6 protein-coding genes are annotated in these 12845 nt (G+C 50.7%); 3 read left to right on the top strand and 3 right to left on the bottom strand.

Annotation, left to right across the window (positions count from 1 at the left end):
- Positions 1-40 precede the first annotated feature (40 nt).
- The 3 genes from ABE504_RS09890 (at position 41) to ABE504_RS09880 (ending at position 3668) form a co-directional block, all read left to right on the top strand.
- Positions 41-1699, top strand: a complete 1659-nt coding sequence (locus ABE504_RS09890; protein WP_430087689.1) for an extracellular solute-binding protein — start codon at positions 41-43, stop codon at positions 1697-1699.
- Positions 1700-1805: 106 nt separating this feature from the next.
- Positions 1806-2774 (top strand): ABC transporter permease, encoded by a 969-nt coding sequence (locus tag ABE504_RS09885; protein WP_430087687.1) that lies wholly within the window; start codon positions 1806-1808, stop codon positions 2772-2774.
- An 18-nt stretch (positions 2775-2792) separates the two neighbouring features.
- Positions 2793-3668: a carbohydrate ABC transporter permease gene (locus ABE504_RS09880; protein WP_430087686.1), complete on the top strand. Its 876-nt coding sequence runs from the start codon at positions 2793-2795 to the stop codon at positions 3666-3668.
- Between the two features lie 257 nt (positions 3669-3925).
- On the opposite strand, the gene ABE504_RS09875 is transcribed toward ABE504_RS09880, so the two are convergent.
- From ABE504_RS09875 to ABE504_RS09865, 3 genes are all read right to left on the bottom strand, one after another.
- On the bottom strand, positions 3926-9526 hold the full coding sequence (locus ABE504_RS09875; RefSeq protein ID WP_430087685.1) for an Ig-like domain-containing protein: 5601 nt from the start codon (positions 9524-9526) through the stop codon (positions 3926-3928).
- 286 nt (positions 9527-9812) lie between these two features.
- Positions 9813-11255, bottom strand: coding sequence for a family 43 glycosylhydrolase (locus tag ABE504_RS09870; protein ID WP_430087684.1), 1443 nt, complete (start codon positions 11253-11255; stop codon positions 9813-9815).
- Between the two features lie 33 nt (positions 11256-11288).
- Positions 11289-12836, bottom strand: coding sequence for an arylsulfatase (locus tag ABE504_RS09865; protein WP_430087682.1), 1548 nt, complete (start codon positions 12834-12836; stop codon positions 11289-11291).
- Positions 12837-12845 lie beyond the last annotated feature (9 nt).

Raw genomic sequence — 12845 nt, 5'->3', positions numbered from 1 at the left:
GCGAAACCGCACAACAATCATATGGGAGGGTCACCGAAGAATGAACAAAAAGAAGAAAACGCTTCAACTCACTGTGCTCTCGGCTACTGCGCTTGCCCTATTGGCAGCAGGCTGCAGCACCACCGATTCAACGAAATTAACCGCAACTCCGGCATCATCAGGGGCAGCACCCGCCACATCAGCAACAACTGAAGTCAAGTATCCCACTTCCCTTACGTACTGGGTACAGCTGAACGCCAATGCAGGCGCCATCATGAAGACGTACAATGAGATGGCTGCCTATAAGGAAATTGAGAAGAAAACCGGTACCAAGGTGGAATTCCAGCATCCTCCGACAGGGCAAGAGAAAGACCAATTCAATATTATGTTGGCTTCAGGAAGCTTGCCTGATGTGGTGGAATACAATTTTGCCTCAGGTGTAGGGGCATCCGCTACACAAAGTCCCGATGCGCTGATAAAAGGCAAACAGATTCTGCGCTTGAACGAGCTCATCGAAAAGTATGCGCCTAACTTGACCAAAGTATTGAAGGATCACCCTGAGTTCCGCAAAATGATCACAACCGATGAAGGCAACATTTATGTCATGCCGAACCTTCTGGGCGACGAACAGCTAAGCGTCGTGAACGGACCGATTTTCCGCAAAGATTGGCTTGATAAGTTGAACTTAAAAGTGCCAAACACCATTCCCGAATGGGAAACGGTTTTGAAAGCATTCCGCGACAAGGATCCCAACGGCAACGGCAAACAGGATGAAATCCCCTTCTTTATGAATCTGACCGGCGATTATGATTTGAACCATCTGTTTGTTGGCGCCTGGGGTATTGCAACGGACTTCTATAACGATAACGGCAAGGTGAAATACGGCCCTATTCAGCCTGAATACAAGGAGTTCCTGACTATTTTGGCTCGCTGGTACAAAGAAGGCTTGATCGATAAGGACTATGCCAGCATCAAGGATTCCAAGCTTAAGGATAACAAAATTATCAGTAATCAGGTCGGGGCTTACTCCGGTTTTGCCGGATCCGGTCTTGGCCGTTACTTAGACTTGGTTAAAGAGAAGGACCCGAGCTTCTCCCTCGTAGGAGCTCCCTATCCGAAGCTCAAAGAGGACGGACCCAAGCCGCTTGGACAGTATACGATGCCTTTCGTTGGATATGGAGCAGCCGTATCGGCCAAGGCCAAGAACCCGGAACAGATTATTGCGTGGCTCGATTACAAGTACGGCCAGGAAGGCCACATGCTCATCAACTTCGGCATCGAAGGCGAAAGCTACAAAATGGAGAACGGCTATCCCAAGTACACTGACATCATTATGAAAAACCCCGATAAGCTGCCAATGACACAAGCGATGGCAAAGTATTTCCAATCCAGCTGGAACGGACCTTTCGTTCAAGATAAGCGGGTTATCGAACAATACTACACCATCCCTGCGCAGCGTGACGCACAAAAAGTGTGGGCCCAGGCGGATCATTCCAAGCAAATGCCGAGCATTAGTCTGACTGCCGATGAAAGCTCGAAAACCGCATCCGTCATGAACGACGTCAAAACGTATCGCGATGAAATGTTCAATAAATTCGTCATGAATGCAGAGCCGATCGAGAACTTCGATAAGTATGTGCAAACGATGAAAAGCATGGGGATCGAAGAAGCGATCAAGGTCCGTCAGGCTGCCCTGGATCGTTACCTCAGCAGAAAATAAGAGAAGCTTCAGATGTAAACATACGGCTCGGGAGACAATCTTCCCGCCGTATGGCGTCTTTTTGCGTCCATTTTGACAGACTCATCAGCTCAAGGAGGAACTCGCGATGTCCACAGCGCTCCATCAACAATCCGACTCCGTGAAGCCCGCGGTCGACAAGAACGGGTTCAAGTACCGATTTATACGCGACTTCAGGCTCAATAAATATATCTATCTCATGCTGCTTCCTGTCGTAATCTATTATGTTGTCTTCTATTATGTGCCCATGTATGGACTGCAGATCGCATTTAAGGATTATTCGCCTGGCGCCGGCTTTTTGCATAGCGACTGGGTCGGTCTCAAACATTTCCGTGACTTCTTCGGAAGCCATTTCTTTATACGTATTTTGCGCAATACACTGCTGATCAGCTTGTATGAGCTGCTGTTCACGTTTCCAGCCTCCATCGTGCTCGCCCTCCTGCTAAATGAGCTGCGCAGCGCGGTGTTGAAGCGTACCGTCCAAACGATTACCTATATGCCTCACTTTATATCGATCGTGGTGATTTCGGGTATGCTGATCGATTTCCTGGCCCGCGACGGATTAATCAACAACCTGCTCAGCTCCTGGTTCGGATTGGAGCCCATCGCTTTCTTGCAGGAGAGCAGTTGGTTTCGTTCTGTCTATATTTCTTCGAATATATGGCAAAATATCGGCTGGGGGTCCATCATCTATCTGTCGGCCATGTCCGGTATTGATCCGTCGCTCTATGAGGCGTCCCGGGTAGACGGCGCCAATCGTTGGCGGCAGACGCTTCATATTACATTGCCAGGCATTATGCCTACAGTGGTCATCCTGCTTATTTTGCAAATCGGACACTTCATGTCCATCGGGGCGGACAAAATTCTACTGCTCTATAACCCGACTACGTACGAAACTGCCGATGTCATCGGAACCTTCGTCTACCGGAAAGGGATTCTCGAATCCAACTTCAGCTACAGCGCTGCCGTCGGTCTCTTCAACTCCCTCATTAATTTTACGCTGCTCGTAACGGCCAATGCGCTCAGCCGTCGCACCAGCGATAACAAACTTTGGTAATAAGGAGGCTCGTCCAACATGCACAGAAGCTGGGGGGAACGTCTATTCGATGTATCGAATTCCTTGCTCTTGATCCTGTTATCTTTACTCACCTTGTATCCGTTCGTCTACGTGCTGTTTGCCTCCATAAGCGATCCAACATGGATCGCTCAAGTGCGCGGCTTGATCTGGTATCCAAAGGGCGTAACTTTGGAAGCCTATAGACTTGTTTTCTTGAATCCTTCGATTATTACCGGTTATTTGAACACACTGGTGTACGTCGTTCTGGGCACCGCGCTGAACATTCTCATGACCTCGCTGGGCGCGTACGCTTTATCCAGGAAACATGTGATGTGGAAAAACCCGGTCATGTTTATGATCGTGTTCACGATGTTTTTTAACGGCGGCCTCATTCCTACTTACTTGCTGATCAACGACCTGGGCATGGTGGACAGCCGTCTGGCGCTGATCATTCCCGCTGCCATGAGCGCTTATAACCTGATCATTATGCGCACCTCGTTCCAGGGCGTTCCGGCCAGCTTGGAGGAATCGGCCAAGCTTGACGGCGCCAACGACTTTACTATCTTATTTCACGTCATTCTTCCGCTGTCGATGCCTGTGGTGGCCGTCATGATTCTCTTCTATGGCGTGGCTCACTGGAACTCCTGGTTCAGCGCGCTGATCTATTTGCGCACGCGCGACCTTTATCCGCTCCAGCTTATTCTGCGCGAGATCCTGATCACGAACAGTACCGATACGATGATGACCGGCGTTGGCGGTTCCGATAAAATACCAATCGGAGAAACGATCAAATACGCGACGATCATCGTGGCTACAGTCCCGATCCTGGTGTTGTACCCTTTTCTACAGAAGTACTTCGTCAAAGGTGTTATGATCGGGGCAATTAAGGGGTGATGGTGAAGTCCCCTTTCCTTACCGGATTCAGCAAAACAGCCGTTAGCTTTGAACCTCCAAGGTTCTTAGCATAACGGCTTATTTACTTGCGCTTACGAGGAAAATAATCTTAGGAGGGTGCCCCTCAGCCAGCTGTCATTGCTTGAAGGGCACCCTCTTCTATTTAAGTCAATTGACCACCTGAACGGTTATCGTCTCGCTCGACGTCTGACCGGCTTCACTCGCCAGCTACGCTCTGTACGTATAGGCTGACGGGATTATTCAGGACTGCCGTAAACCATGACTTCGTTAATACTGGTTGCTGTCGTGATGTTGTTGCCAGTTACAGCTATTCGTAGATATCTTGCCGTCGTATCAGGGATATCATAAATTTCATAATCGCCGTTCACTTTCCCCGAGCTTGGCCCTTCGAAAATCTTCGTCCACGTCTGTCCATCTGTTGAAGTCAGAAGATCAAAGAAAAATTGGCGCTCATTTCCACGTAACCAGGAGATGCCGACATAGGTGGCCAGCGTCTCGGAGCCGAGATCGAAATCAATGGTGTTCGGCCCGAGAACAGCCCAGTACGTTAACGGATCGTGGTCCGCGGCTTGCGGTCCGGGCCACGTATTGTCAACCGGTCCGCTGTCAGCCAAATACGTGACAGGCAGTGCCGGCACATCCGTCAGCACACCTGAGAATACACCCTTGAACACATCGATCAAATATTTGCCCGGCCTGCGGACGCCTTGGTCATCCGTTACTTCCACCAACACTGTACCTGGAATGGCGGATGCCGGCGTAATGGAAATCGTGTCGGATGGATCTTCTGCGACAGCCGTGATCGCGGGCACAGTTTGAGTCAAGAACGGAACTTCCAACGAATATTTCATTTTCAACGGTCTGAAGCTGTTAAGCGGCACGCCGTCGATTTTGATTTCCGATAACAAAGCTGTAGGTGTCGAATCCAGGCTCCATTGCTGCAGCGGTGTGACGGCCGGCAAATCAGTAGGCGGCGCTTCAATCGCTGACAGCGGGGTAAACCTAACGGCAATCGTCAGTTGATCCTTGGCGTCCGGGATATGAATCGTCAGCTTCCTCAACTTGGCATTGAGCGTTTGGCCGGTATAACTATCCGTTGTTGGGAGCGGAGTCGCCGTTCGGACCTCAAAGCTCGCTGCGCTTGGGGATAGGAGCTGAGCATAAAGCCGTTTCCCATTCTGCTTAAGGATCGCCGATTTGCCATCCGGTGCAACGGTGATTTCCGGTGCCTCCGTATGCATGAACCAATACAAGTCCGAAGGAGCCTTCAGTTGAAGCTCATCCTGAAGGAGGAAGCTGCTGCGGTATTGCCCCATCATCATGCCCCGCTTCGCGTATACCACGTCATCCTTGTAGGCCGACGTCATATCGACAACCGCATAGCCGCCTTCGGGCTTGGAATCGTAAGCGACGATCGGCGCGTTTGCGTCGAGCGCTTGATCCGGTCCGTCGTCCGGGTTGATCACAAGCGTGTTGGAGCCTTCGGCCCTCGTGCGGTAAAAATCCCAACGGTTCGGATCCGCCTTGGGGTCGGTTATGAAATAGCCTAGAACGTTATAGTCCTTGTCGTCCTTTCCGAGATCGACGGCCCACCGGACACCAAGCGCATCGAGAACAAATGTGCCTACGTCGAGATTGTTATGCAGGGAGTTCGTTATCGCATAATCGTTGACCCCACCCTTAATCGCGACGTAGTTAGCGCCGGGATCGTTCCAGGAATCGCGAAAGACCGCGACATTGTTCTTGAGCGGATGATCGTACAACGCGTCAAGCTCCAGAGGATCGCTGCTGCCGTACAGTCCCTGACGGTACCAAATCAGATCCATCGGTTCCGCTTTTTTATTCTTGTTATACGTGAATTGTCTGTACCAGGAAATATCCGGGTCTCCGAGCAAATCCGCGAACAGCAGAAGCTGTGGCGTATCGAGAAACGTGAGATGCGCATCCGAATAATTGAACGGACCGTTCGGACCGTGCAGGTTCGCCATATACTTCGAGGTCTCGGAGACTCCGGTCTGCTCCATTAAACCGTAGTCGGTGCCTAAAGTAGTGTGGAGCGCCCCAATCATATAGGCAAAATATTCTGTTGCATAATCCCAATAACCGGTTCCCTCCGGCCAATCACCTTCCGTGGCAAATACACCGATACCGTATTGAACGGAGGAAAGCGCTGCTTGTAAGACCGACTCGGCAATCGGTACCTGGAAGCGCGGATCGGAAGCTTCCGTATGGATGCGATTGGCATCCGCTTCGTCTCCGATCGTCAAGGCGGTTACAGCGATGCCGCCATTGGCAACCAAATTCCAGTTACTTGGTGAAACCGTCCACCACGCATTGTTTTTGGCCCCGCCCTCCAAATATTCATACTTCGCGTTGATTAACACTTCCTGAATCATTTTGGCGCGGAGATGATCCCGCTCCTGCTGCGTCATCGCATCGTACAGCCAGTCATATCCGATGGAAGCCACATTCCCCATTTCCGAAATGCTGAGGAAATTTTTGACGCCGCCATGCCAGTCCGGATAATCGGCCATCACATTCAACTGCTCAATTGCACGAGATGAATATTGGGTGTCTCCTGTTAGTTGATACATAAGGGCAAGCGATTGAATCCGCGGCATCAGCTGATCTGCCAGATTGACGATATTAATGTTCGAACCTGAGCTGGACGTGTAATATCCGATCGCCGGCTCACCAGCGGCTTTGTCCGCAGCAGCCTTCACTTTGGCGTACCACTCCTGCAAGATCGGATCGGTCTGAACAAGCCCGCGTATTCTCGTGAAATCATCGCTTGTTGCATACAACCGGGGATGAGCCGTCCCTGGCGCCGAATGTCTCGAGACGAGCGAAGCAATCATTTCCGCTCCCGGCAGGCCAACATAAACGACGATCGTGGTGCTTGAAGTCCCGCCCTGTCCGTCTGAAACCTCAATTTGAAAAGTGTCGTAGCCCGAGTAGCCTGCTGCAGGCGTATATGTCCAGGCTCCACCCGGCTGAACGACTGCGCTTCCGTGCTGAGGCTGAGACGCTTGCCCCGCTTTGAGGCTGAACGTAACCGGGTCTTGATCCCGGTCTTTGGCCGTAACGACGCCCGAAACAGCTTGATCCCGAACCGTCCCTACATTGACCTGCAGCTTATCCATGGATGGAGCATCCTGCTGCGACAGCACATTGACCTGGATGATCGAAAAAGCAAAATGATTATGGCCGTCGGCGATCAGCAGCGTAAACGTATCCGGTCCGTTATATTCGGCATTCGGATAATACATCCATGTCCCGTTCTCGCTCGCAGAGACCGTACCGTGAGACGGAGCCAGGAGCACCGAAGCGGTAAGCGGGTCTTCCGCTGCATCGGTTGCCAGAATCGGGCGAGTGATCGACTGATCCTCCAAGACCTCGACGGCTTCATCGGAAGCGGTAATGTCCGAATCCGTCCCGACAATGACGGTATACGTTGCAGTATACTGTGGGTTTTCTCCTATCGCGCGGATCGTAGCGATTCCGGGAGCAACCCCTCTGACGGTAGCCTGGGAGGAGTTCGATCCGCTTGCCTCCACGACAGCTGCGGATTCATTGTCCGATGTCCAGGACACCGCCGGATTGGTGGCGTTGACCGGCAACACAGTTGCCGTTAAGGCGACGCTCGCGCCGACTCCGATCAGATCTTTGGTTTTATCCAATTGGAGGCCGGACACCGGAACCCAAGGGATCACTTGTATATCGTCCGCCCACAGCGTACCAGTACCGAGCTCGAAACCAACCTCAACCCGAGCCTGAGTGGCACCCGCTGGGACCGTGACGATATTTTCGTAATATTTCCAGCCGTCTGCGTCTATGGTTCCTGTGAAAGGAAGTGTGTCGAAGACCTTGCCATTCTTCGAAACGACATTCCCAGCTTCATCCTGGTAGAGCAGTCGCAGGCTGACATTCGTTCCGCCGTTCTCCTGCTTGAGCCAGCCGCCGACCCGATAGCTCTTACCGGCAGCGGCCCCTATGATTTTATTATAAAGAACAACCTTTCCTTTAGATGAAGCCTCAATTTTAACCGACTTTGCGCCTTCCTTCTTTACAGTCGAATCCATCGATAATTCGGGCTTCGCGAGGGTCGTATCCGTACTAAAATAATAAATCCACGTGCCCGGTTTGGTCGCATTGAGCCAGTCTTTCGTTGAGTTAACTACGGTCTCGAACCCGCCGTTGGGAAAGGTGGTCGAAACGATAACGGTGTACGATTTCGACCACCCTCCCTCTGCGGCCGTTGCGGTAATGACGGCAGTCCCCGCCGCAATGGCGCTTACCTTGCCGGATGTGTTGACAGCGGCAACCTCAGGCTGGGAAGATGTCCAGTACACCCGTTTGTCCGTCGCGTTCGATGGGGCGGCATAAACCGTATAAGTTACGCTTTCACCGGGACTCAAGGCACGGAACGAAGGTACCTCCCCGGTAAGCCCGGTAACGGGTACCCATGGCGTTAGCTGCACGTCATCAAACCAGGCTTTTCCCTTTCCATTCGCGAAGTACGCATATAGACTCGCTGAGGTCGTTCCCGCGGGAGCTTGGAACAAATCCTCGTAGTTCTGCCAAGCCTGTGTCCCTTTCAAGCCGGTCTCCGGCAGATAAACCGTTCCGAGCGCAGCCCCTCCAGAACCAGTCCAGACTATGCGGAGGGATGCCGCATTGCCGGTTAGTGATTCGGTTGCGATCTTACCGCTTAAGCGATACCATTGTCCGCCGGCCACCGGAATCTGCCGCTGCACGGCGGAAGCACTGCTGTTTACCGCTGCACTGATGCTGAGCGAGCGGCTGCCAGCCCCGTATACGGCTTCGTCGACTGTTATAACCGGGCTGCCATAAGGGGCTAACGCCGACCAGTCGGTAGCCGTCGTATCCGTAAAGCCGTTCTCAGAACCGCTCACCACCGTTTCAAAGCCGCCGTTCTTCACAAGCCCGGCAGGGGTTACCGTAATGAGGTAGGACGCCGTGTAGCTGCCTTCGGATGAAGTGGCTGTAATCGTGGCAAGGCCCGGCGCAACCCCGGCGATCACCCCCTGCCCGTCTACAGCCGCCACACCCGGGTTGGACGAAGACCAGCTCAAGCTCGGATTGGATGGATTCATGGGAGTGAACTGAACAGGCACCTGCTTCGAGCCCCCCACAGGGATCATGCCCCCCGGCTCTTGGAAGGAAATCCTCTTCAGCGATGTCCATGGTTTGAATTGGATATCGTCAAACCAGGCATTTCCCGTTACCTGGTTATAATCCAGATCGATTCTCGCTGTAACGGCCCCTGCGGGAGCAATCGTTGAGGTCGCATAGTTGCCCCATTGCGTAACGTTGCCTCGGACCGGTTTATTGGTAGGAAGCAAATAATCCATCCGCAGCAACTGCCCTGCCGAGCCGAGGTAAGCAACGCGGATATTGACACCGAATGCAGTAGTATCCCCTACAATCTGCTGGGTTTTGAACGAACCGGACAACCGGTACTCCTGACCGGGGACTACCGGTAGATTCCCTTGATACACCGTCAACCTGCTTTTGTTCGGTGCCGGCGAGCTGATCTTCACAGAACGGCTGCCCGCGCTCGCGTGGTACAATTCCACGGTAACTACCGGCGGGACAGGTGTGGACACGGTGTCCACCCATATGCCCCAGTTGGTTGCCCTTCTGGTTGTCCAGCCGGACTGGGAGTCCGTGGTGAACGTCTCGAACGAACTGTTCTGAACCAGATTCTCTTCCTCCGCCTGCGCGACAGGGAGACCCGCCGGACTCCAGCTTGGAGGAAGCATCATGCCTATCGCCAGGACGATAAGCAAGACCATGCTTAATTTTCTTAGCATGAATAAACCACCTTTCTTCATAGATTCAGCGCTTTGTAAGCGCATACAAATAGTTTAGGCGATTTGTTTATTCATGCCTATAAGTAAGTCTAAACAACAACAAACCCGGTTTCATCTGGCCTACAAACTGATTTTCACAGCGGCTATCCTGGTTTAAGATTGGACAGAATCGTGATGGATAGCTTGATGCGGGGGCAGTAATTCGTGCATTAAAAAAGCTGCCGAAGGAATACTTCGACAGCCTGGTTGTGCTTCTTATCCAAATTATTATTTCAGAACTATTCTCCTATCGCCGAAAGCGAATGTTCGCTGCCTCAACATCTTCCAAATATAGCGGAACATCATACACACGAACATGTTCAATTGCACCCTGAAAAGGCGCATTCCCCTCACTATCTCCAAATGCATCCGTGCCAAATCTTCCCCCATATCCACCTTGACTCACATGAGAACGAACGAGACGGAAAGCCGCCGAACCCTCGGCTGCCAAGTGATTATTGAGGAAGAGCTTTAAGTTGCCGTCTGCATAGCTAAGCGCCACACTTTGCCAATCTGCTGCTGCGTTTTCACTTAGCTGGGCAGATATGATTAGCTGTTGTCCTCCTGAGCAAACGGCTCCTTCAATGCATCCATTCTGAATGCGTATTGCAAAACCATTTTCCGAATCACCTTCGTCGTAAAGCACTTGCTTTCCTAAAACTGTTGTAGGCCGAAAATTCAATAACACAGTACGCAGGCTGAAAGCATCATGGAGATGACCAGATTCTTCTTCTGTGGCGATTCTGACTGGGGAGTAAGTCTTCGTCCTGTAATGAGCTTGTAGTGCATACGTATCAAGAAGTCTTGCAAGCTCGGCATCTGTGACAGGGAACATCGTGCCGTGCCTTGCTCCGTGTGGGAACCTGCTTAAGCTGCCATCCAGCTCAGAGGACCAATTATGCATATCTGTAGATGACATAATGCCGTATTTGCCATAAGCCCAATAATCGTAATAGAGAAGCCATCTCTTCTCACTTTCGATCCAGAGGAATTCGGGTCCTTCCGTATAATCTGGCGTCTGGATGCCTGGCAGAGTCTCATACGGTCCTTCTAATCGATCGGAAACTGCTAAATAATTCATCGGAGGATGAGGAAAGCGATCAGGTTCGTATACATGGCTTTCATCCTTAACAGCCATGTAATATTTCCCATCATGCTCAGCAAGTGAAGCGTCAATCGTCTGAAATCCGGGCGCATAGAATAGATCTGTGTTCGAAAATTTCTCCCAATCCTTCGTCTTCACACAGTAATGCTTGCTGTTGCTTAAATCCTTCCCTGTACTGGACGCCCAATAGATCAAATAGCTTTCGTCCTCTGTATCATAGGAGAATTCAGGCGCCCAGCTGTTCACAGTATCTGGTATATCTGTCATGACTCGAAGCGGTTTTTCATTCGTCCAATGAATCAAATCCTTCGAACACGCATAACCAATGGATGGCCCCATCGGGCGTGTTGTATATACCAGATGCCATTGCTGATCGACACCTTTTGCAATAAAGGGATCCCTGAGAATGCCTTCGCCAATTGAAGATTTCCATACAGGCTTGTTGCCATTCAGCTCATACCAATGTAAGCCATCTCTACTGAATGCATAGTGAAGCTGCTCTGTTTTATGCGATTGGCCTGGCCCTGAACGGAAATACCCCATAATATAAGCATTCTGTTTTTGGTTTTTACTTGTCATAAACATGCTTGCTGCCCCTTTCTTCTTGATGACATGACTTCACTTCATCGCTTGCATCGTTCGTTTAAGCTTCTCAATATCCACGACTTGCTCCGACCTCACTTCTCTGAGGTCATGTTTCATGTATTCAGGCCGACTAAGTACCTGTGCGCGAGCTGTCCATGCTCCATATGCCTCCTGTAACTGCTCGACAAGCTCCGGATGCTGATTCGCAAGATCTTCCGTTTCCGTACCGTCTATTGTCATATCGTAAAGCTCCCACGGCTGATCGTAGAATCGAACCAGCTTCCACTGATGATGCCGAACACCACAATTGCCCTCATGTTCCCAGAACATATAGGCTTTCACTGGCGTATCATTTTCTAAGATAGGCATCATACTTACGCCTTCCATCGGTTGAATCGTATGACCATTATAAGTATCGGGATAAGATGACCCTGTAATATCAACAATAGTTGCCATAACATCGGTTAATTGCGCAGGTGATCTGCGAATGCCGCCCTTTTCTTTCACCCCGTTTGGCCAATGAATGATACACGGAGAAGCAATACCGCCTTCGTGAATATAATGCTTGAACATGCGGAAAGGCGTATTCGACAGGTTTGCCCAGCCATAACCATAATGACCGTTTTCTGTTGGATACGTAGGGCCGCCTGGCAGGATGGATGTATCTTTAATCGTCGGAAATTCCCCATTTCCTCCATTATCTGACAGGAACATAATGAACGTGTTATCCAACTCGTCAAGCTCCTCCAGTTTCGCTACAATTCGCCCAATATTTTGATCCATACAATCGACCATTGCAGCATAAACTTCCATTGCTTGTATCCGCCATGCTTGATGAGGCTCATCTACCCAGGATTCGACAGCCGAGGTTTCCTTCAATGAGCATTTCCAAGAAGGATCTACAATGCCCATCTGTTTCATCCGTTCAAATTTTGCCTCTCGCAGAATATCCCAGCCTTGGTCAAAACGCCCCTTGTATTTGAGAATATCTTCTTCTTTGGCTTGGAGTGGAAAATGGGGCGCGGTATACGCCATATATAAGAAAAATGGATCGTCAGGTGTATGAGCTGTATGTGATTCCAAATAACCAATCGCTTGATCTGTCATATGATCTGTTGAAAAGAACGGCGATGCCAACCGGTCAGCTTCCATTGGAATTCCGTTTATTGTGTGGCCTACCTTTGAGAAATAACCTGGAGGCTTGTACATGGTTGCATTCTCAAAACCGCGTTCATGCGGCGGTGTGCTGCCCACATGCCATTTGCCAGACATATACGTTCTATACCCGTTAGATTTGACAACCTCCGCCAGTGTAACGGAGTGCTCGCTTAATTTCTTCGTGTAGGGCCCATATCTGCCCTGCAAGTGCGCCATACCCGCCTGATGCGGGTGCAGACCCGTTAATAATGAGGCTCTTGAGGGCGAGCATCGTGCTGTATTGTGAAATTCAGTCAGCCGCACACCTTGGGAGGCAAGTTTATCCAAATTTGGCGTATCGATATCCCCACCATAACAGCCTACATCTGAGTACCCTAAATCATCGGCCAGCATAATAATGATATTTGGTTTTTTCTTCTTCATTGTAAATAA

The organism is Paenibacillus oryzisoli (genome assembly GCF_050467285.1).
GTDB classification, from domain to species: domain Bacteria; phylum Bacillota; class Bacilli; order Paenibacillales; family NBRC-103111; genus Paenibacillus_E; species Paenibacillus_E oryzisoli_A.
This window is presented reverse-complemented; position numbering and strand designations above follow the sequence as displayed.

Bases quoted from the DNA above. Each gene is read 5' to 3' on its own strand.
- ABE504_RS09890 (WP_430087689.1), top strand. From the start codon at position 41: ATGAACAAAAAGAAGAAAACGCTTCAACTCACTGTGCTCTCGGCTACT.
- ABE504_RS09885 (WP_430087687.1), top strand. From the start codon at position 1,806: ATGTCCACAGCGCTCCATCAACAATCCGACTCCGTGAAGCCCGCGGTC.
- ABE504_RS09880 (WP_430087686.1), top strand. From the start codon at position 2,793: ATGCACAGAAGCTGGGGGGAACGTCTATTCGATGTATCGAATTCCTTG.
- ABE504_RS09875 (WP_430087685.1), bottom strand. From the start codon at position 9,526: ATGCTAAGAAAATTAAGCATGGTCTTGCTTATCGTCCTGGCGATAGGC.
- ABE504_RS09870 (WP_430087684.1), bottom strand. From the start codon at position 11,255: ATGTTTATGACAAGTAAAAACCAAAAACAGAATGCTTATATTATGGGG.
- ABE504_RS09865 (WP_430087682.1), bottom strand. From the start codon at position 12,836: ATGAAGAAGAAAAAACCAAATATCATTATTATGCTGGCCGATGATTTA.